24 protein-coding genes are annotated in these 21,756 nt (G+C 63.0%); 15 read left to right on the forward strand and 9 right to left on the reverse strand.

Annotated features, from left to right (window positions below; all coding sequences use genetic code 11):
- The first annotated feature begins 71 nt into the window (after window positions 1-71).
- From D460_RS0130960 to D460_RS0130975, 4 genes are all read left to right on the forward strand, one after another.
- Window positions 72-986: a cytochrome c gene (locus D460_RS0130960; protein ID WP_018902501.1), complete on the forward strand. Its 915-nt coding sequence runs from the start codon at window positions 72-74 to the stop codon at window positions 984-986.
- Between the two features lie 88 nt (window positions 987-1,074).
- On the forward strand, window positions 1,075-2,067 hold the full coding sequence (locus D460_RS0130965) for a phytanoyl-CoA dioxygenase family protein (RefSeq protein ID WP_018902502.1): 993 nt from the start codon (window positions 1,075-1,077) through the stop codon (window positions 2,065-2,067).
- Window positions 2,068-2,126: 59 nt separating this feature from the next.
- On the forward strand, window positions 2,127-2,405 hold the full coding sequence (locus tag D460_RS0130970) for a BrnT family toxin (protein ID WP_018902503.1): 279 nt from the start codon (window positions 2,127-2,129) through the stop codon (window positions 2,403-2,405).
- A complete protein-coding gene (locus tag D460_RS0130975) occupies window positions 2,368-2,652 on the forward strand; it encodes a helix-turn-helix domain-containing protein (RefSeq protein WP_196809395.1) in 285 nt (94 codons plus the stop codon). Before D460_RS0130970 ends, D460_RS0130975 begins: the two co-directional genes overlap by 38 nt.
- Window positions 2,653-2,685: 33 nt before the next feature.
- Here D460_RS0130975 and D460_RS0130980 read toward each other — a convergent pair whose 3' ends face one another.
- Window positions 2,686-3,180 carry a GNAT family N-acetyltransferase gene (locus D460_RS0130980; RefSeq protein ID WP_018902505.1) on the reverse strand — a complete coding sequence of 165 codons (495 nt, stop codon included), beginning with the start codon at window positions 3,178-3,180 and terminating at the stop codon, window positions 2,686-2,688.
- 532 nt (window positions 3,181-3,712) lie between these two features.
- On the opposite strand from D460_RS0130980, the gene dmeR reads away from it, so the two are divergent.
- From dmeR to D460_RS0131005, 5 genes are all read left to right on the forward strand, one after another.
- Window positions 3,713-3,985 carry a Ni(II)/Co(II)-sensing transcriptional repressor DmeR gene (gene dmeR / locus D460_RS0130985; RefSeq protein ID WP_018902506.1) on the forward strand — a complete coding sequence of 91 codons (273 nt, stop codon included), beginning with the start codon at window positions 3,713-3,715 and terminating at the stop codon, window positions 3,983-3,985.
- Between the two features lie 40 nt (window positions 3,986-4,025).
- Window positions 4,026-5,072 (forward strand): CDF family Co(II)/Ni(II) efflux transporter DmeF, encoded by a 1,047-nt coding sequence (gene dmeF, locus D460_RS0130990; protein ID WP_018902507.1) that lies wholly within the window; start codon window positions 4,026-4,028, stop codon window positions 5,070-5,072.
- Between the two features lie 156 nt (window positions 5,073-5,228).
- On the forward strand, window positions 5,229-6,116 hold the full coding sequence (bla, locus tag D460_RS0130995; RefSeq protein ID WP_018902508.1) for a class A beta-lactamase: 888 nt from the start codon (window positions 5,229-5,231) through the stop codon (window positions 6,114-6,116).
- Window positions 6,117-6,182: 66 nt separating this feature from the next.
- A complete protein-coding gene (locus tag D460_RS34215; protein WP_018902509.1) occupies window positions 6,183-6,365 on the forward strand; it encodes a hypothetical protein in 183 nt (60 codons plus the stop codon).
- Between the two features lie 47 nt (window positions 6,366-6,412).
- The gene (locus tag D460_RS0131005; protein ID WP_018902510.1) at window positions 6,413-6,814 is read left to right on the forward strand and encodes a hypothetical protein; all 402 of its coding nucleotides are present in this window, start codon (window positions 6,413-6,415) and stop codon (window positions 6,812-6,814) included.
- A gap of 442 nt (window positions 6,815-7,256) precedes the next feature.
- On the opposite strand, the gene D460_RS0131010 is transcribed toward D460_RS0131005, so the two are convergent.
- From D460_RS0131010 to D460_RS36615, 4 genes are all read right to left on the reverse strand, one after another.
- A complete protein-coding gene (locus D460_RS0131010; protein ID WP_018902511.1) occupies window positions 7,257-7,715 on the reverse strand; it encodes a hypothetical protein in 459 nt (152 codons plus the stop codon).
- 146 nt (window positions 7,716-7,861) lie between these two features.
- The gene (locus tag D460_RS0131015) at window positions 7,862-10,198 is read right to left on the reverse strand and encodes a glucose/quinate/shikimate family membrane-bound PQQ-dependent dehydrogenase (RefSeq protein ID WP_018902512.1); all 2,337 of its coding nucleotides are present in this window, start codon (window positions 10,196-10,198) and stop codon (window positions 7,862-7,864) included.
- A 312-nt stretch (window positions 10,199-10,510) separates the two neighbouring features.
- Window positions 10,511-12,007, reverse strand: a complete 1,497-nt coding sequence (locus D460_RS0131020) for a protein adenylyltransferase SelO (RefSeq protein WP_018902513.1) — start codon at window positions 12,005-12,007, stop codon at window positions 10,511-10,513.
- Window positions 12,008-12,072: 65 nt separating this feature from the next.
- A complete protein-coding gene (locus D460_RS36615) occupies window positions 12,073-12,591 on the reverse strand; it encodes a hypothetical protein (protein ID WP_018902514.1) in 519 nt (172 codons plus the stop codon).
- Window positions 12,592-12,773: 182 nt separating this feature from the next.
- Between D460_RS36615 and D460_RS0131035 the strand changes: the two genes are divergently transcribed.
- From D460_RS0131035 to D460_RS0131045, 3 genes are all read left to right on the forward strand, one after another.
- The gene (locus D460_RS0131035; protein WP_018902515.1) at window positions 12,774-13,037 is read left to right on the forward strand and encodes a type II toxin-antitoxin system ParD family antitoxin; all 264 of its coding nucleotides are present in this window, start codon (window positions 12,774-12,776) and stop codon (window positions 13,035-13,037) included.
- Window positions 13,034-13,348, forward strand: a complete 315-nt coding sequence (locus tag D460_RS0131040; protein WP_018902516.1) for a type II toxin-antitoxin system RelE/ParE family toxin — start codon at window positions 13,034-13,036, stop codon at window positions 13,346-13,348. Before D460_RS0131035 ends, D460_RS0131040 begins: the two co-directional genes overlap by 4 nt.
- Before the next feature lie 163 nt (window positions 13,349-13,511).
- Window positions 13,512-14,966, forward strand: a complete 1,455-nt coding sequence (locus D460_RS0131045; RefSeq protein ID WP_026283725.1) for a DHA2 family efflux MFS transporter permease subunit — start codon at window positions 13,512-13,514, stop codon at window positions 14,964-14,966.
- A 6-nt stretch (window positions 14,967-14,972) separates the two neighbouring features.
- On the opposite strand, the gene D460_RS0131050 is transcribed toward D460_RS0131045, so the two are convergent.
- Together D460_RS0131050 and D460_RS0131055 are read right to left on the reverse strand one after the other, a co-directional pair.
- Entirely contained in the window at window positions 14,973-15,494 is a 522-nt protein-coding gene (locus tag D460_RS0131050; protein WP_018902518.1) for a DUF1697 domain-containing protein, read from the reverse strand.
- 210 nt (window positions 15,495-15,704) lie between these two features.
- Window positions 15,705-17,813: a S9 family peptidase gene (locus D460_RS0131055; protein WP_018902519.1), complete on the reverse strand. Its 2,109-nt coding sequence runs from the start codon at window positions 17,811-17,813 to the stop codon at window positions 15,705-15,707.
- A gap of 282 nt (window positions 17,814-18,095) precedes the next feature.
- On the opposite strand from D460_RS0131055, the gene D460_RS0131060 reads away from it, so the two are divergent.
- Window positions 18,096-18,500, forward strand: coding sequence for a DUF930 domain-containing protein (locus D460_RS0131060; protein WP_018902520.1), 405 nt, complete (start codon window positions 18,096-18,098; stop codon window positions 18,498-18,500).
- An 85-nt stretch (window positions 18,501-18,585) separates the two neighbouring features.
- Here D460_RS0131060 and D460_RS0131065 read toward each other — a convergent pair whose 3' ends face one another.
- Complete coding sequence (locus D460_RS0131065; RefSeq protein ID WP_018902521.1) at window positions 18,586-19,704, reverse strand: NADH:flavin oxidoreductase; 1,119 nt, start codon at window positions 19,702-19,704, stop codon at window positions 18,586-18,588.
- 103 nt (window positions 19,705-19,807) lie between these two features.
- On the opposite strand from D460_RS0131065, the gene D460_RS0131070 reads away from it, so the two are divergent.
- Window positions 19,808-20,227 carry a helix-turn-helix domain-containing protein gene (locus tag D460_RS0131070; RefSeq protein ID WP_018902522.1) on the forward strand — a complete coding sequence of 140 codons (420 nt, stop codon included), beginning with the start codon at window positions 19,808-19,810 and terminating at the stop codon, window positions 20,225-20,227.
- A 148-nt stretch (window positions 20,228-20,375) separates the two neighbouring features.
- The gene (locus D460_RS0131075; protein WP_018902523.1) at window positions 20,376-21,275 is read left to right on the forward strand and encodes a polysaccharide deacetylase family protein; all 900 of its coding nucleotides are present in this window, start codon (window positions 20,376-20,378) and stop codon (window positions 21,273-21,275) included.
- Between the two features lie 139 nt (window positions 21,276-21,414).
- On the opposite strand, the gene D460_RS0131080 is transcribed toward D460_RS0131075, so the two are convergent.
- Window positions 21,415-21,756: transposase (locus D460_RS0131080; RefSeq protein WP_018902524.1), on the reverse strand; the 342-nt coding region annotated here is incomplete at its 5' end.

Here is a 21,756-nt window from a genome sequence, read left to right on the forward strand (position 1 = left end):
CCGTCCGGCCTTGCCCGTCGGGCGGATCGCTTTATGTCCAGTAAGCGTCAAGGACGATGGGAGAGCAGTGCATGTTTCGCAGGTTTATCAGGTTTGTCCTCTGTCTCGTCGGCGTCGCCGTGGTCGGTGGCGCCGTCTTCTACCTGGTAACCGCGCCCAATCCGCTGCCTGAGAGCCATTGGGCCAATCTCGGCGCGCCCGATGTCAAGAACGGCGAAATGGTCTTCTGGGCCGGCGGCTGCGTCAGCTGTCACGCGGCGCCCGGTGCTGAAGGCGATGCCAAGCTGACGCTGTCTGGCGGGCTGGCGCTGAAGAGCCCCTTCGGCACCTTCCACGTTCCCAACATCTCGCCCGACGAGCAGGCCGGCATCGGCAACTGGACGCTCGGGCAATTCGGCAACGCCATGAAGCGCGGCGTGGCGCCCAATGGCGCGCATCTCTATCCGTCCTTCCCCTATGCTTCCTATACGCGGATGAGCGACAAGGACGTCAACGACCTCTATGCCTACATGAAGACCCTGCCGAAGAGCAGCAACGTCGCGCCGCCGCATGAGCTGCCATTCCCGTTCAACATCCGGCTGGCGCTCGGCGGCTGGAAGTTCCTCTATTTCAACGACAGCCCGCGCGTCGTCCTTGCCAATGCCGACGACAAGGTCAAACGCGGCCAGTATCTGGTCGAGGGCCTCGGCCATTGCGGCGAATGTCACACCCCGCGCGATGCGCTGGGCGGCCTGAAGCCGGACCTGTGGCTCGCCGGCGCGCCCAATCCCGAGGGTGAGGGCACCATCCCCAACATCACGCCGGGCTCGAAGGCCATCGGCGAATGGAGCGAGGCCGACATCGCTAATTACCTCGAAACCGGCTTCACGCCCGATTTCGATTCGGCCGGCGGATCGATGACCGAGGTGCAGCAGAACGTCGCTCACCTACCCAAGGCTGATCTGGAGGCGATTGCCGCCTACCTGAAGGCGGTGCCTGGTCATTGAGGGTAGAAATACCCCAAAATTGCCGCATTGCAGCATTTATTAGCAATTTCGACTGAATGCCCCGCAGTGGCACGAAAGGCCAGCTGAAATGCACAGCTCATCAGTATCTCCCGCCAGTGGTGCGGCCTCGAACGCCTCCGCCAATGATCTCGAAGCGGTGGCGCGCAAGGGCGGCAAGCTCAAGCGCATGGCGGTCCGCATCCCCACCTACATGGCCGATATCCGCGAGAACCCGGCCTGGCTGCCGATGTTCCTCCTCGCCCGCACCATTCCCGGCCGCCGCGCCCATTGGCTGACGGCCAAGAAGAGCAACGGCGCGATCGACAACCTGCCGACGATCTTCCAGGGCGTCAACGCCGAAACCGCCGTCGATGCCCTGAACCGAGACGGCATCTTCCCCGATTTGCAGCTGCCGGCTGATATCACGCAGGAGATATCCGCCTTCGGCCACGCCACCCCGTGCTTCGGCAATTTCGACCGCAGAATAGAATTCACCGCATCGGACCACCGCGCCACCGAAGACAGGCTCGGCCGCCCGATCCTCTCCGGCCACCATTTCGAGCGGGCGCTGGATTGCCCGGCGGTTCTGACCGTGCAGCGCGATCCGCTATTGTCGGAGATCGCCCGCCGCTATCTCGGCGCCCAGGCGCAACTGATCACCACCCGCACATGGTGGAGCTTCCCCACCAAGGCCAGCGAAGCCGACCGCAGCCTTGCCTCGCTCGACAAGTATCACTTCGATCTCGATGACTGGCGGATGCTGAAGTTCTTCTTCTATCTCGTGGATGTGGATCAAGGCACCGGCCCGCACGTCTTCGTCCGTGGCAGCCACAACAAGCGCCGCATGAAGCACCAGCTGACCCTGCTGGTCGGCCACCCCGCAGACGAGATCATTGATTACTACGGCAAGGACAGCCCTATCACGCTCACAGGCAAGGCCGGCTCCGGCTTCGTCGAAGACCCCTTCGGCTTCCACATGGGAACCGTCGCCACCGAAAAGCCGCGGCTGATGATGGAAATCGGCTTCGGCGTCTCCAAACCCTCCCGCCGCCGCTTCCACGGCGAACCGGTGCTGCGCTAGGGAGCGCAGCCAATCTGGCGGACATTGCAGACTATACGGAAATCCCGTATGGTCTAGTCATGACGACAGACAGGTTCGATCCCAGGAAGGACGCGGCCAATCTCGAAAAGCACAAGCTGTCGCTGGCCTTTGGCGACAGGATCTTTGCTGAGGACGAGAACCATTTGATCATTCCGTCAATTCGCGAGGTCGATGGCGAGGAACGGTTCAAGGTGGTCGGGCTTGTCGAGCAGAAACTGTTCACCGGCGTCTTCGTCTGGCGGGGCAATCTGCCCCGCTTCATGTCGGTGAGAAGGAGCAATGAGAGTGAAGAACGAGCCTATCGTGCTGCCGGCTGATCCTGCTGACGCCGACGATTTCGGCGTAACGGCCGAAGCGCTGGATCGCGCCCAGCGCGCCCGCCTCATCCGCCGGACGAGAACCCAGCTCGGCCTCTCGCAATCCGAATTCGCGCGCCGTTTCCATGTGCCCGTCGGCACCTTGCGCGATTGGGAGCAGGCTCGCGCGACGGCACCGGAATTCGCCGTCGCTTATATGCGGGTGATCGAGCAGTTTCCCGAGATCGTCGCGAAGGCCGTTGCCTGACCAAGCCTACGGACAGGTCGGCCTAACAGACCTCTACGCCAGCGCCTGCAGATAGCGCATGCCGGTGACCGGGCGCGGGATGAAGTCCATGTGTTCGTAGAAGCGGTGCGCCTGGATATTGCCCGTCGCGGCGCTCACCGAGAGGTAGCCGCAGCCGGCATTGCGGGCGGTATCGCGGGCGCGGTTGACGAGATGCTGGCCGACCCCGTGGCCGCGATGGCCGTCACGCACGAAGAGATGGTGCAGATCCATGCCGCGCGCGCCTTCCTGTGCGCGGTAGAGCGGCACGAGGATGGCGTAGCCGATCAGGCCTTCGTCGGTTTCCGCAACGAGAGCGGTAATCCAGGGCAGGGGGCCGAACAGGTCGCGCTCGAGCTGCTCCGGCGTCGAGCCGGCGGCGTCGCCATGGTGCTTGGCGAGAAGCGCGATCATGTCGTTGAGTTCGGGAAGGTCGCGCGGCTTGGCGGCGCGGATATTGATCACCGGCGGGCGGATCAATGAGATTTCGCTGTCTTCGATGTCGGTCATGTCTTTGCGTCCCAGTCTGGCGTTTCGTGGTGTTCTGCCGTCAGGACGCTTGAGATACAACAAAGCCGCCTGACGGCGGCTTGTTGACAATAAGATCTGTCCAGCCGCCCTTTACAGGTACAGCCAAAAATACGAGCAGGAGATGTGCGCGTTCTTGATCATGGAAAGATGAATCATCCAGAACGCGCTTTTTGTCAATGGGCTCTTTTGCGTTGGGTTGTTCGGGGCAGTCAAAGACCCTCTCTGGCCTGCCGGCCATCTCCCCCACAAGGGGGGAGAAGACCTGTGGCACCCGTCTGCCTCAATTGGGCTCGGCCGATGTGGCTGGGTTAAGCCCTCCCCCTTGTGGGGAGGGTTGGGGAGGGGTCTTTTGTTCATGCGATTCTCTGCCCGCCCTTACGCGCCCGTCTCGCCAATCGCTCAACGCCCACCCTCGCAACCCTCTCCCACCACTTTGTCGACAGAGCCGAGCAGGCTTCTCAAACGCCTTCTCTTCTGATAGGGTACCCCCCTATCCTATATCGAGAAGTTCATGTCCCACACCCAGCACAACAAGAAAAAGCTGATCGCCCGCATCAACAGGCTGAAGGGCCAGATGGATGCCGTGGAGCGGGCGCTCGAGGCCGAAAAGCCCTGCGGCGAGATCCTGCAGCTGCTCTCTTCCATCCGCGGCGCGCTGAACGGGCTGACTGGCGAGGTGCTGGATGATCACCTGCACGAGCATGTCCTGCATGCTGCCGACGAGAAGGCGCGCAGCGAGGCCGTCGAGGAAATTTCCGAGGTTCTGAGAACCTACATCCGCTGATGCGCTTGAGGGCGCGAGACTGTCCAAGAAGGAGCGTGCGATGAGCGCACAGACAAATAACCTGCAGCATGAGCACGTCTTCCTCGGCGAGGACCATGACCGCAACACCCGCCGCATCTGGCTCGTCATCGCGCTGACCACCTCGATGATGGTGGCCGAGATCGCCGCCGGTACATGGTATGGCTCGATGGCGCTGGTCGCCGATGGCTGGCACATGTCGACCCACGCGAGCGCCATGCTGATCTCGGCGGTCGCCTATCTCTACGCCCGCCGCCAGGCCCACAATCCGCGCTTCACCTTCGGCACCGGCAAGCTCGGCGATCTCGCCGGTTTCGCCAGCGCCATCATCCTCGCGCTGATCGCGCTGCTGATGGCCTATGAAAGCGTGCTGCGTATCGCCAACCCGGTTCCGATCAGCTTTTCGCAGGCCATTGGCGTCGCCGTCCTCGGCCTTGCCGTCAATGTCTTGAGCGCCTGGCTGCTGAAGGACGACCACCATCACCACGGCCACGCGCATGGCCACGGACATGGGAGCCACGCGCCCCATGGCGATCACGCACATCACGGCTCCCATGCGCATCACGGAGATCATGCGCATCATGGCTCCCACGCTCATCACGGCGATCACGCCAGCCACGCCCCGCGCGCCACCGACAACAACATGCGCGCCGCCTATGTCCACGTCATCGCCGACGCGCTGACATCCGTGCTCGCCATCGCAGCCCTTCTGCTCGGCAGCCTCTATGGCTGGCTCTGGCTCGATCCGCTGATGGGCATCGTCGGCGGCATCATCATCGCGCAATGGGCCTGGGGCCTGATGAAGGCGTCGGGCGCCGTCCTGCTCGACACATTGCCGGCGGCGGGTGATCTGCCCAAGGCGATCCGCAAGGTGGTCGAGACCGATGGCGACGAGATCACCGACCTGCACGTCTGGCAGGTCGGCCCCGGCCACCATGCGGCGATCGTCGCCGTCGCCACATCGGCCCCGCGCGCGCCGTCCTTCTACAAAGAGAAGCTCGCGGCGCTCGGCCAATTGTCGCATGTGACGGTCGAGGTCACGCAGATGGCGACCAAGAAGGCCGCCTGACGCTCGTGATGCCAGAGAAGGGCTTGATGCCGGGAATGCGAATCTGAAAGATCAACGCATTCCGATGGCGAAGGCGCGGGCGACGCAAGCGGGCCACAATCCCGCTTTAACCCCGTACTCATTGATGCCTTCATCGATTCTGGCAGAGGTCTTTTCATGCATCCCTTTTCGATCCGCCGCCGCACGCTGCTCGGCTCCGCATTGCTCGCCCCGGCGCTGTTCCTGCCGGGGATCGTTCGCGCCGAAGACAGCGACGACGAGATCGACCGCCGCATCGGCGCGCTGGAAAAGCAGATCGGCGGGCGCATCGGCGTATCTGTTATCGATACCGAGACCAACATTTCCTTCGGCTATCGCGAAACCGAGACCTTCCCGATGTTCTCCACCTTCAAGGTGCTCGCCGCCGCCATGGTGCTGTCGCGTGTCGACAAGGGCGAGGAAAACCTCGAGCGCCGCGTGGTCTACGAGAAGGAGCAACTCATCGCCTACTCGCCCGAGACCGAGAAGCATGTCGGCGGCGAGGGCATGAGCGTCGGCGATCTCTGCAAGGCGGCGATCACGCTGAGCGACAACACCGCGGCCAATCTCATCCTCGAAAGCCTCGGCGGTCCGAAGGAGCTAACCAACTGGCTGCGCACGCTCGGCGACGGCTCCACCCGTCTCGACCGTATCGAGCCCGATCTCAACGACATCGCCAAGGACGACCCGCGCGACACCACGACGCCCGATGCCATGCTCGACACACTCGGCAACATCGCGCTCGGCTCGGTCTTGTCGGAGCCCTCGCAGAAGACGCTGATCGAATGGATGGTCGCCAACACCACGGGCAACGAACGACTGCGCACCGGCCTGCCGGAAACCTGGAAGATCGGCGACAAGACCGGCACCGGCAAGAGCGGCTCCGCCGCCGACATCGCCATCTGCTGGCCCCCTGGCCACGGCCCCATCCTGATCGCCGTCTACGTCACCAACGCCACGGTTGCGACCGCCGAGATCAACCCGGTGTTCGGCGAGGTGGGGCGGATCGTGGCGGAGATGGTATGAGGGGCCGCTCGTCGCTTGCTGAGCTGCGACGCCGGCATTAAACTGAAACCCTGACGGAGAAGCCAGATGGCGCGCGACGAGACGGGTGCTGGCAAAGGCCAGAAGGAGCCGGAGGCTCCGCAAGATCAATCCGACGACACGTTGGTCGAGCGCGGACTTGCGTACGGTCGCGTACTGCGGGCTCGCGCCGGAAACGATCGCGGTCCGGCTGCGGACAAGGCGTTCATTGACAGTCTCTACGAGGGCTGACTTGGTCCCCGGCAAGTTCTATTTTTGATCGGCAGGAGAGGTCAAAGATGATCGTGGGTCGACAGCCTAGAGCTTTTGGGATCTGCTTTGGAGCCGTTGTAGTCGCCTATTTCGCGGCAAATATAATCGGGTTTTGCTACAAGGATTTCCGCTTATACACGGACAGTGATCTAATCGAACGGTTCATTGATGTGGAAATTGCCACCCACCGTGCGGCGATTGCGAACACTGTTCAAACGCCGAAGGATTTTATCGCTAACTATCCGGATTGCTGTAAAGTTGCAGCGGGGCAGCAAGCTCTTAACTGGCTCATGGTTGTTTTAGGAGCTGGTATGCGCGACGTCTATCTGACGTATCCGCTTCTTATAGATGAGAACCTACGGCAATATACGGTGATCTATTCCACTGATTGTTGCGCGGGGGTTTGGGCAAAAAGAACTGACTATTGAACGTTGAGACTTTGCGCGGAAACGGTGTAGCCGGCTGAGTTTCGAATGCGCTGATGTCGACCGGCCTGTAGTTTCATGGCGCTAGAAATATGCCAGTAAATTCAAAGCTATACGGTGGAGACATGAATCTTGCTCGCATCTGCTTGAATCAATCTCTCAACCTCAAGCGCCACCGCTGACCATCAATCGAAGCGCCCCCATCCTCTCCGTCATTCTCGCCCTTGTGGCGGGAATCCAGCCGACGCGCGTCGCGCGGCGAGGAGACTCTTCTTCGGCCAAATGCTGGGAGCAGGTCATTCACGGCGCAGACGCGCCGTGGCTGGATTCCTGTCACAAGGACAGGAATGAGGGTGGAGTTTGTGGCGCCGGGAAAGCCCTATCGCAGCGGCAGCAAGCATTGGCCGCGATCATCGCGTCCCATCAGCTTTCACGGCAACACTCCTCACACCGCGCCAATATCCGCCGCAGCACTCTCGCCCTTGTCGTCATTCCCCGTCAGTTGCCGCTTCACCTCGTCGGCGATCTGCTTTTCGATCGCCGCGCGGTCGTCCATCGACATGCCCTTCAGGCTGTCTTCGGTCATCCCGAGGCTGTCGAGCACCTGCTTGCGGATGCGTTCGGCGAGCGTCATGTTGGCGAGGTCGCTGAATTCGCTGACGATGGCGTCGTGGCGGGCTTTGGCCTCGTCTTCCACACCTGACATCGTCTGGCTTTCGTCGGTCGCCTGCAGCGCCCACATGGTGCTGGAGATGGAGGGCGGCGTCGTGCTGGGCGCAAGCGATGCGCCGCTCTGGCGAACGCTGTCTTCTATCGTCATCGGCTGCTGCTTGTTGCGCTGGCCGGATTGCTGGAAAAGACTGCTCAAGCCATAGGTGCTCGAGATGCTGTCGCCGATCTTCATGAAAATTCCCCCTGAGACAATGCACGGAAGAATTGCGTCGAAAGCCTGCGCCAGCCTTTCGTTGTCATAATCGCGAGTGTGCCATCAGAGGCCCAAACGCAAAATGGCCGCCCGGAGGCGGCCATTTCGGTGGTCGTTGAAGGCGCTTACGGCAGCGTGTAAGCGATGACGTAGTCGCCCGGCTTGGTGCCGATCGATCCGTGTCCGCCGGCCACCATCACGACATACTGCTTGTTGTCTGAGGTCGTGTAGGTCATCGGCGTCGACTGGCCGCCGGCCGGCAGGCGGGCCTGCCACAGCTGCTTGCCGTTGGTCACGTCGTAGGCGCGCAGGTAATCGTCGACCGCGGCACCGAGGAAGGCAACGCCGCCCTTGGTGATGATCGGACCGCCGATGCCGGGAACGCCGAGCTTGAAGGGCATCGGCAGCGGGCTCATGTCGCGAACCGTACCGTTCACCAGCTTGTAGACGGTCTTGCCCGTGGTGAGATCGGCACCGGCGACATAACCCCATGGCGGTGCCTGGCAGGGGATGCCGAGCGGGCCGAGGAACGGACCCATGACCACACCATAAGGCGCGCCGTCATTGCGGTTCAGGCCCTGTTCGCTGCCCTTTTCGCCTGCACCCTTCGGCGGGATGTCGGCTGCCGGCACCAGACGCGAGGTGAAGGCCAGATAAGTCGGCATGCCGAACATGATCTGCCGTTCCGGATCGACCGCGACCGAGCCCCAGTTGAAGGTGCCGAAATTGCCGGGATAGACGATCGTGCCTTCCAGCGACGGCGGCGTATAGCGGCCTTCATACTTGTAGCGGTGGAACTCGATGCGGCACGCGAGCTGGTCGAACAGCGACACGCCCCACATGTTCTTCTCCTGCAGCGGTGGCGGCGAGAAGGTCAGGTCGGAGATCGGCTGCGTCGGGGAAGCATGGTCCTCGGGGATAGTGCCCTGTGGCGCGGGGATCTCCTTGAACGGAATGATCGCCTCGCCGGTGCGGCGGTCGAGCACGTAGAGGTCGCCCTGCTTGGTGGGCGCCACGAGTGCCGGAACGACCGTGCCGTCAGCCTTCTTCATGTCGAAGAGCACGGGCTGTGCCGGAACGTCCATGTCCCACAGGTCGTGATGCACGAACTGCTGGACCCAGCGCAACTGGCCGGTCTTCATGTCCAGGGCCACGACCGACGACGAGAATTTCTCGACATTGGCGCTTCTGTTCATGCCGAGCTGGTCGGGCACCTGGTTGCCGAGCGGCACGTAGATCAGGCCGAGACCTTCGTCAGCCGACAGAACCGACCAGCTGTTGGGCGAGTTGGTCGTGTAAGTCTGTCCCTCGGGCAGCGGCGTCGTGACGTCGGGGTTGCCCGAATCCCAGTTCCAGACCAGCGCGCCGGTGTGGATGTCGAAGGCGCGGATGACGCCCGACTGCTCCTGGGTGGAGTAGTTGTCATTGACGGCACCGCCGATGATCAGCTTGCCGTCGATCGCCACCGGCGGCGAGGTCGAGTAGTAATAGCCGGCGGGGTTGTACTTCATGCCCTTTTCGAGGTGCAGCGTGCCCTGGTCGGCGAAATCGGTGCAGACCTTACCGTCGAGCGCGTCGAGGGCGATCAGGCGGGCATCGGCGGTCGGCAGGTAGACGCGGTCGACGCAGGGAGCGCCGGCAGCCGCTGCTGTGTCGTGGTAGTAGGTCACGCCACGGCACGTCTGGTGCTGTCGGTCCGGGTTCATGCCGGAATTGGCGTCGAACTTCCACTTTTCCTTGCCGGTCTTGGCATCGAGCGCGATGGCAAGGTTGTGTGGCGTGCAGATGTAGAGCGTATCGCCAACCTTGAGCGGCGTGACCTGGTAGGTCGTCTCGCCGACGTCATCCGGCCGCTTCACGTCGCCGGTCTGGTAGCGCCAAACCTCTTTCAGGTCCTTGACGTTGCTGACGTTCACCTGCTCCAGCGGCGAATAGCGCTGGCCGAAGGGCGTGCGGCCATACTGGTGCCACTCGCCGTCGGTCACCGTGCCGCCGAATGTCGTGGTGCCGGTCATGGCCGTCGGCAGGCTGCCGTTCTGGTCATGCGGGTCCGTCGTCATCGAATAGCCGGCAACCACGATCGCGATCAGAACCGGAATGGCGAGCGGCCAGGGGCTCGCCGGGTAGGGCGCGCCGGTCGTGCCGGAAAAGCCGAGCGGACGGCGGATCCAGGGCGTAAGCAGCCACAGGCCGAGCAGGATGATCAGGCCGCCGCGCGGTCCGAGCTGCCACCAGTCGAAGCCGACTTCGTTGATCGCCCAGACGAGCGAAACGACGACGAGCACGGCATAGACCCAAAGGGCCGACGCCTTGCGCTTCAAAAGCAGCGCAGCGGTCAGCAGGAACATGATGCCTGCGAAGAGATAGAAGAAGTTACCACCGAGCAGCACGAGCCAGAGCCCGCCTCCGCCGAGTGCCAATCCTATCAGAATGAAGAGGATGGATGTTAAGACGATCGCCATCAGGCCGGTCTCCAACTGAAATGCATAAAGCTCCCGAGGGGGATCGGGAGTGGTCAGGAATGCACGCAAACGGCGAACAAGACATTTTGCCGCAAGCGTCATCAGCGGAGATAGAGCGGCCCGATCTGCCTTTCAACCGCCACAATATGGGGGGCTGAGAAGTGGCTAAAATATGCGACAGAATCCGGATTTACGGGTGGGCGTTGAATCTGGGTTTCGGCTGCTGTCACGAAAAAGCCATGAAACCCAAGCGTTTGGCCGCGTCGAAACGTCACGACAGACGCTAGCGTACAGGTAGAGGAAATCGGCCGGTCACGTCCCGCAGAATGTCTGCAGCACGCGCTCCTCGGGCTTGGGCGGCTGCATGTAGGCGGTAAACTCCGCGTGATCCTCATAGGGCTTGGCGAGAACGTCGAGCAGCGCTTCGAACAGCGAGAAATCCGCATCCTCGACGGCGGCTACGATCGCCTGCTCGATGCGGTGATTGCGCGGGATGAAGGCGGGGTTGACTGCAAGCATCGCCACGCCGCGTTCGTTCGGTGTTGTCGTCTCGCGCGCAAGCCGCTCCCGCCAGCGCACCAGCCATTCCTTCGCCGCCATGCTGTCGCTGAACGTATCGAGGAACGCGTCTTCGGCGCCGTCGTCGGCGGCCAGATGCGACAGGCGCCGGAAGGTCAGCGTGAAATCCGCCTGTCCCGCCTGCATTGTCGAAAGCAGCGACTGGATCAGCGAGAGATCGTCGTCCTCTACATCAGCAAGACCGATCTTCTCGCGCATACCCCGCATCCAGTGCAGCTGGAAGCGTTCGCCATAATCCTTGATGACGACATTGGCGATCTCCACCGCCTTGTCCTGATCGGCGTCGATCAGCGGCAGCAGCGTTTCCCCGAGCCGCGCCAGGTTCCATTGCCCGATACCGGGCTGGCTGGCATAGGCGTAGCGGCCATTCTGGTCGATCGAGGAAAACACCGTGCCGGGATCATAGGCATCCATGAACGCGCACGGGCCGAAATCGATCGTCTCGCCCGAGACGGTCATGTTGTCGGTGTTCATCACGCCGTGGATGAAGCCGACATGCAGCCACTTGGCGATCAGCGCCGCCTGCCGTTCGGCAATAGCCTCGAACAGCGCGATATAGGGATTGGCTCCGTCCTTCAGCTCGGGGTAGTGCCGGTCGATGACGTAATCGGCGAGCGCCCGAACGCCCTCGGTATCGCCGCGCGCTGCGAAGAACTGGAAGGTGCCGACCCGGATATGGCTCGCCGCCACGCGGGTGAAGACGGCACCCGGCAGGATTTGCTCGCGATAGACGGGCTGCCCCGTCGAAACCGCCGCCAGCGCTCGCGTTGCCGGCACGCCGAGCGCATGCATGGCCTCGCTGACGATATATTCACGCAGCACTGGCCCGAGCGCCGCGCGCCCGTCACCCCGCCGCGAAAACGGTGTGGCGCCCGCGCCCTTCAGCTGGATATCGCGGCGCCGGCCTTTGACGTCGATCACCTCGCCAAGCAGGATCGCCCGCCCGTCACCCAACTGCGGCACGAAGCTGCCGAACTGATGCCCGGCATAGGCCATGGCCAACGGATCGGCGCCCTCAGGCACGAGATTGCCGGAAAAGATCGCGGCCCCATCGCGCTTCAGAACCTCTATGTCGAGCCCCAGCTCTTCCGCCAGCGGCTCGTTGAGCTTGATCAGCCACGGCTCGGCGGCCGCGGACGGCGTCTGCCGGGCGAAGAAGTTCTGCGGCAACCGCGCATAGCTGTTGTCGAAGGGGAAGGGGCGTGACGTCTGCGCGGGTGCAATGGTCATAGGCTTTAGGTAGGGCTCAGTCCCTGCCGGCGCAAGCGCCCAAGCGCCGTGTATTGGCCGGAAATTCACCGGTTGCGCCCGCCACCGCCGCCGCCCCCACCTCCGCCATGGCCACCGCCTCCTCCGCCACCTCCACCGCCATGGCCGCCGCCGCCCTTGCCACCCCCACCACCGCCGCCATTGCCACGGCCATTGCGGGAAGACGCCTGCGTGCCTTTGCCGGTGTCGTCAGGGAATTCGACCTCCGCCGTGGATTTGACGACCGTGTTGGCCCGGTATGGAACGATGCTGACCGCGCCCAATTCACCCTCGGTCTTCTGGCACGTATAGTGCGTGCTGCCGCCATTGCGGATCAGGACGTCGTTGCCGCCCTTGCTTTTGACGAACGTCATGTCGTGGCCGACGAGCCGCGCACTCTTCTTGCCAAGCTTTTGGCTCTTCATCTGGTAGAAGGTGCCGTTGACGCTGAGGACCGATTTTTCCCAGTAGACATCGACAGAAGGGCTGCCGCCGCATTTCTGATAGGCCTCGGCACTCTCCGACACGAGAACGGTCGCGGCCGCCACGATGAGATGTAGACGCATCTGCCCCTCTCTCCCATTTTCGCCGACGGCCAAGGCGCCCCGGCGCTCCTCGGGTGAAAGCTTGAGCCTGTTGGCTGAGAAAGCAATTCGGAAATAGGACGTAGCGCCTGCGCCGATTGCTGCGGCCTGGCCGCAGTGGTAGGATTAAATCGCACCTCCAGACGCCAACGCGGGAGCCACACATGGAAAAGCTCAGCATCACGCTGCCAACGGAAATGGTCGATGTGATCAATGCCGAGATCGATGCCGGTGCCTTCGCCTCCACCAGCGAAGTCATCCGCGCCGCCATGCGCGCCTGGATGCGCCAGGAGGAAGAGCACAAGGAACGCATCGCCGCCATAAGGGCGCGCGTGCAGGAATCGCTCGATGATCCCCGGCCGAGCCTGAGCCTCGAGGAAATCGATGACTGGCTGGAGACGCTTGCGGTCGAGCCGAGCCGGCAATGAAGTCTTACGGTGTCACGTTCCGCGGAGCGGCGCAGCGAGACCTGAAAGCGATCTTCGACTATGTTCTCGAGCGAAGCGGCAGTCGGCAAACGGCCGTTTTGTATCTCAAGCGATTGCGGGATCGCTGCAGCCGCATAGGCGACGCCCCATTTGGCGGCGTTGCGCGACCTGATCTTGGTGCCGATTTGCGCCTAGCCGTTTTCGAGCGCAGCATCGTCATACTCTACCGCGTCGAGGCCGACACCGTCCTCATCACCAACATCTTTTCCGGCGGTCGCGACTACGAAACGCTGATGCGCGATCATCGCTGATACACCCATACGCTGAGCTCACATCAGCCTTGCCATTTCAGCATAACCCCGCCACATTTGCGGGCGTATATAAAAACTTCATTCACCCTTGGCGCTTTGCCATTTCATGCCCGCGGCAATTGCCTTCGCGCTTGAGCCGCGTCTTCGCGAGCGATCCCTGACGATGTCGGATCAGATCTACCAGGCGGCTGTCGTTGGACGCCCGCAACTCAATTTCCGCTTGATTGCGATGATCGTCGCCAGCGCCATGTTCATGGAGCAGCTGGACGCCACGGTTCTGGCCACCGCGCTGCCTACCATGGCGCGCGATTTCGGAGTCAGCGCACCGTCGATGAGCATCGCGCTCACGTCCTATCTGCTCAGCCTCGCCATCTTCATTCCGGCAAGCGGCCTGATCGCAGACCGCTTCGGCTCGCGCACCGTCTTTCGCTGGGCCATCGTCGTTTTCGTTCTCGGCTCCATCTGTTGCGCGCTCTCGCCCAATCTCTGGTGTCTGGTGTTTGCCCGCCTGCTGCAGGGTCTCGGCGGCGCCATGATGATGCCGGTCGGCCGGCTCGTGCTTTTGCGCAGCGTCGCCCGCAAGGACATGGTCAATGCCATGTCGTGGCTGCTGGTGCCGGCGCTGATCGGCCCGATCCTCGGCCCACCCGTTGGCGGCATGATCGTCACCTATCTCGACTGGCGCTGGATCTTCTACATCAACGTTCCCATCGGCATCCTCGGCTTCGTCCTGGTCTCGATCTTCATCGAGAATTTCAAGGGCGAGACGAAGAAGCGCTTCGACACCGTCGGCTTCATCCTCTCCGGCATCGCGCTCGGCTCGCTGCTCTTCGGCTTCGAGAGCTCCAGCCGTCCGGGCGAGGGGATGTTCGCGCTGTTCCTGATCGCGATCGGCCTGCTTTTCGGCATCGCCTATCTCAAGCACGCGCGAAAGCATCCCGCGCCGATCATGGATTTCTCGCTGATGAAGGTGCCGAGCTTCGGCACCTCTGTCATCGCCGGGTCGCTCACCCGCATCACGCAGGGCGCGCAACCCTTCCTGCTGCCGCTCTATTTCCAGCTCGGCTTCGGTCTTTCAGCCGCCAAGGCCGGCCAGCTGGTGACGGCAGCGGCCATCGGCTCCATGGCGATGAAGGCCTTCGCGCCGAGGATCCTTCGCCGCTTCGGCTTCCGCAACGCGCTGGTCTTCAACGGTTTTACAGCCACCTTCGGCTACGCGCTCTGCGCCTTCTTCAGGCCTGACTGGCCGCTCGGCCTGATCTTCGCGGTGCTCGTCATGTGCGGCTTCTTCATGTCGTTCCAGTTCACCGCCTACAACACGGTCGCCTATGACGCGATCGAGCGCGACCGCATGAGCGCCGCCACCAGCTTTTACGTGACCTTCCAGCAGCTGATGCTGTCGCTCGGCATCTGCGTCGGCGCCTTCGTGCTGCATGTCTCGATGTCGGCAACCGGCAGCGGCGACACGCCGCAACTGCACGACTTCTCGGCCGCCTTCCTGTTCGTGACCGCCGTCTCGCTCACTGCCACCTTCTGGAACCTGCGCTTCTCGCGCACGGCCGGCGCCGATATCAGCGGCCACGGCGGCAACAAGGCGGCAGCCCACGCCGAGCATTGAGGGCGGTCAGCGATCTTCCATCTCGGCCGCCATTTCGGCGAGCTTGCGAACGGTATTGATGTTGCGCGATGTGCCGACGTTAAGCGCCGGCAGCTTCAGCTTCGATTTTCCGGAACCGATGGGATAGTGCACATAGATCTCCCGCCCATCGGCAACAGCCTCCTCTCCATCCGGCGCCACCATCCTGTCGAGCGCATCCTTCGGCGCATTCTCGGATAGGAAGCTGACGAGCAGGAAACTCGGCTTGGCATCGGGGAAGGGCGCCTTGGCGACGATCGCGTCGAGCTCCTTGCGGCTGCGCACCATCACGCCGGGCTTCCTGCCCAGTCGCTCGCCGAGTGCGTCATCCAATGCGCGCGCGACATCGGCTTCGTTGGCGTCGGCGCGGAACAGCACGTTGCCGCTCTGGATGTAGGTCTTGACGTCGGTGAAGCCGAGCTTCTCGCAGATCGCCTTCAGCTCCGTCATGGCGAGCTTGCCGGTGCCGCCGACATTGATGGCGCGCAGCAGGGCGATGTAGACGGGCATGGGGGGCTCCTTCCGTTGGCGGGGGAGCAAGAATTACCCCCCTCTGTCCTGCCGGACATCTCCCCCACAAGGGGGGAGATCGGCCAGCGGGTAGGTTCACGCCAAACAATGAGAGTGGAGTGAGCGGCTGCCCCCCAGCCAATCTCCCCACCTGTGGGGGAGATGCCCGGCAGGGCAGAGGGGGGTATCACACGGCACCTCGCCAGCGGATTACATCTTCCCCGCCACCTTCACCGCAAACGCATACTCAAACGCAACCTCTTCCAGCCGCTGGAAGCGCCCGGACGCCCCGCCATGCCCCGCGTCCATGTTGGTCTTCAGCAACACCGGCGCGCCGCTGGTCGATTTGTCGCGCAGCTTCGCTACCCATTTGGTCGGCTCCCAATAGGTCACGCGCGGGTCCGTCAGGCCGCTCAGCGCCAGGATCGGCGGGTAGGGTTTCGCTTCCACATTGTCGTAGGGCGAATAGGCGGCGATCTGGTCGTACTCTTCGCGGCTGTCGATCGGGTTGCCCCATTCCGGCCATTCCGGCGGGGTCAGCGGCAGCGTGTCGTCGAGCATGGTGTTCAATACGTCGACGAAGGGAACGGCGGCGATGACGCCGGCGAATTTTTCCGGCGCCATGTTCGAGATCGCCCCCATCAGCATGCCGCCGGCCGAGCCGCCCTCGGCGATGATGTTGGCGTAGGAGGTGAACTTCTGTTGATTCAGATGGTCGGCCGCCGCGATGAAGTCCTTGAAGGTGTTGGTCTTCTTCTCCATCTTGCCGTCTTCGTACCACGCAAAACCCTTGTCCTTGCCGCCGCGGATGTGGGCGATGGCATAGACGAAGCCGCGGTCGACGAGCGACAGGCAGTTGGTGTTGAAGCTCGCCGGAATGGTCACGCCATAGGCGCCGTAGCCGTAGAGCAGGCAAGGGGCGGAGCCGTCGAGCGGCGTGTCTTTGCGATAGAGCAGCGTCACCGGCACCTCGACGCCGTCCCAACCAGGCGCGAAGACGCGGCGGGTGACATAGTCGTCGATGTTGTGGCCCGAGGGCACTTCCTGCGTCTTCAACAGCGTGCGCTCGCGCGTCACCATGTTGTAGTCGTAGAGCTGCGATGGCGTCGTCATCGAGGAGTAGGAGAAGCGGATCACGTAGCTGTCATATTCGGCGGCACCCTGCAGACCGAGCGAATAGGCTTCTTCCGCAAAGCCGATCGCGTGTTCCTCGCCGGTCGCCCGGTCACGGATCATGATCTGCGGCAGGCCGTCCTTGCGCTCCAGCCAGAGCAGGTGGCGGGCATAGGCCATGTGGCTGATGATGAGCGTGCCCGGCTTGTGCGGCACCACTTCGCGCCAATTCTCCTTGCCGGGATTATCGACCGGCGCTTCCATGATCTTGAAATCCTTGGCGTCGCCGTCATTGGTCAGGATGTAGAACACATCGCCGCCCTCGGTCAGCGTGTATTCGATACCCTCCTCGCGCTCCGCCACCATCTTCGGCTTGGCGGAGAGGTCGCTGGTCGGGATCAGCAGGTATTCCGAGGTCTCGTGGTCGTGAATGTCGATGAAGATGAAGTCGTCGAGCAGCGAGCCGCCGACGCCCATGAAGAAGCCCGCATCCTCTTCCTCGTAGACCAGACGGTCTTCCGATTGCGGCGTGCCGATGATGTGGTGGAACACCTTCGAGGGCCGGTGGTTCTCGTCGAGCGCCGAATAGAAGAAGCTCTTGCCGTCGGGCGCCCAGGCGCCGCCGCCGCCGGTGTTCTCGATGAGATCGGGCAGGTCCTCGCCGGTCTTGAGGTCGCGAACCTTCAGCGTGTAGAACTCCGAGCCCTTGTCGTCATAGCCCCAGATACCGCGATCGTGATCGGTGGAGTGGTCGATGCCGGCCAGCCGGAAATAGGCCTTGCCCTCGGCTTCCTTGTCGCCGTCGAGCAGCACGGTGCGCTGGCTCTCATCCTTGATGTCGGCGTCGCGCGGGATGCGGAAATAGCGCGGCTGCTCGCCGCCGGTCACGAAGAAGGTGCCGTAGGCAAACGGCCCGTCCTTCATCGGGATCGAGCTGTCGTCTTCCTTGATACGCCCGCGCATCTCGGCAAACAGCGTCTTCTGCAGCGGCTTGGTGTCCTCCATCGCCGCGTTCATATAGGCGTTTTCCGCCTCCAGATGCTTGCGGATCTCGGGGTCGAGGATCGAGGGATCCTTGAACATCGCCTGCCAGTTGTCGGCGCGCAGCCAGGCGTAATCGTCCGTGCGGGTGATGCCATGGCGCGTATCGGAATGCGGCTTCTTGGGCGCAACGGGCGGGTTCGGCAGGTTCTTGAAGACGGACAAGGGGAGCTCCGGGGTCGGCATTTCAGGTTGTGAAGAGATAGAGACGCAAGCGCTGTCGATCAAGCGGCAAAAGCCACGCGCAAGAGTGCCATGCGACGCTCGCTAAATGGTGACTGTGCAAAACCCAAGCAATCCTCACCTTGCCTTGATGTGACCACAATATTTAAGAAAGTCCGCTCCCATCGTGCGGAATTCTGCCATGGCCGGGCGGCCCTCAAAGCTGCCCTTACTGAGCCGGCCGCGCAGCATTCCGGAATGAGCTTGCAAAGGATTTCTTCAGTAATGCCGAAACGTATCGCCCTCGTTCTGACCGCTCTCAGCCTTGCCGCCTCCGCCTTTGCACCCACCGCATTCGCCGTCGACCCCGCTATCAAGAAGCAGCTCGAAAAGCTCGACCCCGCGACGCGCCTCGAACAGAGCTGTGACACCGAGGCGATGAGCCGCATCAACAAGGACGCCACCGGCTACAAGCCGGACAAGGTGATCGCCTACACCTTCAAGGACCCGGTCCCGAGCGACGACCGCCTGGAAGCCCCGGGCGCGGTCTTCCGTAGCAAGGGCGATTGGTATCACCTGTCCTACAGCTGCATCACCGGTCCGCAGCACATCAATGTGCGCGAACTGAGCTACCAGATCGGCGACAAGGTTCCGCGCGACAAGTGGACCAAATATTACCTCTACGACTGAGCGGCCTAAGAGCCTCTCCTCCAGACCCAAAGCAAAACGGCGGCCCTGATGGAGCCGCCGTTTCGCCTTCGTGTCGCTGGAGAGCTTAGACCAGCTCGCCGAAGGCGGCTGCCGTGAACGGACGCATGTTCTCGTTGTCGCCGGTGCGCACCTTGGTCACCCATTGCGGGTCACTCAGGATCGCGCGGCCGACGGCGATCAGGTCGAACTCCTCGCGCTCCATGCGGCGCACCAGATTGTCGAGCCCGACGACGCTCGAGCTCTCGCCGCCGAAGGCCGCCATGAAATCGCCGGAAAGGCCGACCGAGCCGACGCTGATGGTCGCGGCACCCGTCAACTTTTTCGCCCAGCCGGCGAAATTCAGCCCCTGTTCGCCGTCGATCTCGGGGAACTCAGGCTCCCAGAAGCGGCGCTGCGAGCAGTGCAGCACATCCACGCCCGCCTCGACCAGCGGCATCAGCCAGTCGGTCATTGCATCAGGCGTTTCGGCAAGCCGCGCCTTGTAGTCCTGCTGCTTCCACTGGCTGAGACGCAGGATGATCGGATAGTCGGGGCCGACGGCCTCGCGCATCGCCTTCACCACCTCGGCGGCGAAGCGGGCGCGTTCCTTCAGCGTCGCGCCGCCGTAGCGGTCGGTGCGCTTGTTGGTGCCGGCCCAGAAGAACTGGTCGATCAGATAACCATGCGCGCCGTGGATTTCGAACGTGTCGAAGCCGAGCCGCTTGGCGTCGGCGGCGGCCCGCGCATAGGCTGCGATCGTGTCGGCGATGTCTTCCTCGCTCATCGCTTCGCCGCGCGGCGTTTCCGGCGCAAGCAGGCCGGACGGGCTTTCGACGCCGCTTGCCGGCCAGTCGCCGGCCGGATGCGCGACCGAGCCGACATGCCAGATCTGCGGCCCCATCTTGCCGCCCTTGTCGTGGACCGTCTTGATCACCTTGCTCCAGCCGGCAAGCGACTTCTCGCCGTGGAAGAAGGGGATGCGCTCATGGTTGCTGGCCGCCGGCCGGTCGATGACGGTGCCTTCCGAAAGGATCAGCCCGACGCCGTCTTCGGCGCGGCGGCGATAATAGGCCTCGACATCGGCCCCCGGAACGCCTTCCGGCGCGAAGGTCCGCGTCATCGGCGCCATGACGATACGGTTCTTGAGGTCGAGCGATTTGATCTTGAACGGCGCAAACAGCGCGTTGACGTCAGGTGAACTCATTGCGGGCAACTCCTGTAGAAAGGTGGCGCGCCTTAAGTATATTCTATATACCTAGTGTCAATGAGGCACTGCGAAGCGCCTAGGTAGCATCGAGGAAACCGCCATGAACGAACATCGGCCGATCGCAGCCCCCGTCAATTGCCGCGCGAACCGCCCCGACGCCATCGAGCAGAGCTTCGTTGTCGATTGCCCGAGCCGGCTGTTGTTCGAGCAGATCGCCGACAAATGGTCGATGATGATCCTGACGGTGCTCGATCGCGGCCCGCTGCGCTTCAACGCCATCAAGCGCCAGCTCGGCGGCATCACCCAGAAGGCGCTGACCCAGACGCTGCGCCGCCTGGAGCGCAACGGGCTGGTGACGCGCGAGGTCATTCCGGTTTCGCCTGTTGCGGTCGAATACCGCATCAGCCCGCTCGGCCGTTCGCTGCAGACGCCGTTCAAGGCGCTCTATGCCTGGACCGTCGACTACCTGCCGGATGTGGAAAAGGCCCGCACCGCCTTCGACGAGCGTTCGGCCGGCTGATCGCACCTTGCCGCGCGGCAGCTACTTATTTATCGACTGATGCAGCAATGCGCCGAACCGGCCGTAAATTTGCCGTGGAAGCGGCCGATGCGATCACTATACGGCTGCTGCCATCTGAACTCGGTTTGAACTCCACGGTCCCGGCACAATGAAAAAACTCGTCCTCGCCTCGGCGCTGCTCCTTGCCCCGGTCGCAATTGCCGCTGCCGGGCAAACGGCGACGATCCAGCCCGTCGTTGCGGCCACCATGCCGGCGCCCATTGTCCCGCTATCGTCGGACCCGGGGACCGCGAACACGGCACCGAAGTCCACCCCGAAGGTCGTGCCCAAGGCTCCTGCTCCCAGGCAGACGCCGCCCAGGCAGACATCATCCACGAAGCTCGTCGAGCCGCACCTGCGCGTCGCCCGCTCCGATATCAAGGGCCATGCCCGCGTGGCGCTCACCTTCGACGCCTGCATGGGCAAGGCCGACGAGCGTATCCTCTCGGTGCTGGTGTCTGAACGCATCCCGGCAACGATCTTCGTCACCGCCCGCTGGCTGAAGCACAACCCGCAAGCGCTGCAGGTCATGCTCGCCAATCCCGATCTGTTCGAACTGGAAAATCACGGCCAGAACCATATCCCCGCCGTCGACAAGCCGGTGTCGATCTACGGCATCGCGTCCGCCGGTTCGCCCGAGGCTGTGCGCATCGAAGTCCAGGGCGGCGCCGACGCCATGCTCGCCTCCGGCATCCCGGCCCCCCGCTGGTTCCGCGGCTCGACCGCCAAATACGACCTCTCTTCGATCGCCCAGATCCGCGCCATGGGCTACCGCATCGCCGGCTACTCGGTAAACGGCGACGGCGGCTCGCTTCTTGGTGCTGCGATCACGGAAAAGCGCATCTCCTCCGCCAAGGACGGCGACGTCGTCATCTCCCACATCAACCAGCCGACGCATGCGGCCGGCGAGGGGGTGGCGAAGGCGATCCTCGATCTGAAGGCCAAGGGCACGGAGTTCGTGCGGCTGCAGGATGTCGAGGATCGTGGGGATGATGATACGACGGAGTAGGGGATTATTGAGTGAGAACTGAGACTGCGGCCCCCCTCATCCGACCCTTCGGGCCACCTTCTCCCCGCTGGGGCGAAGGGGAGGTTGGAGCGAGCGGCCCACCCCGAGTCTCTTCTCCCCAGCGGGGAGCAACCATGTCTCATCCATTCACATATTTCGGCGTCCATTCGGTCTTTCGGGTAAGGATTGTGTTGGCGAGAATGACGAGTTTTCTGGCCACCGCGATGACCGCGCACAGGTGCTCCTTGCCGTTGCCGCGCAACCGCTTATAGAAGGCCGCCAGATCCGGATTGTGCCGGCTGGCGGTGAAGGCGCACATGAACAGGCTCTTGCGCAGCCTTTCACGACCGCCCTGGATCCTGCGCCTGCCGCGATGCTTGCCGCTGTCGTCATCATAGGGTGCGACACCGGCAAGGGCGGCGACCTCGTTGCGGCCGGCATGGCCGAGCTCGGGCATGCGGATGACGAGGCACAGCGCGCT

Origin of the sequence: Rhizobium sp. 2MFCol3.1 (assembly GCF_000377565.1) — a bacterium.
Classification (GTDB): Bacteria; Pseudomonadota; Alphaproteobacteria; order Rhizobiales; family Rhizobiaceae; genus Rhizobium.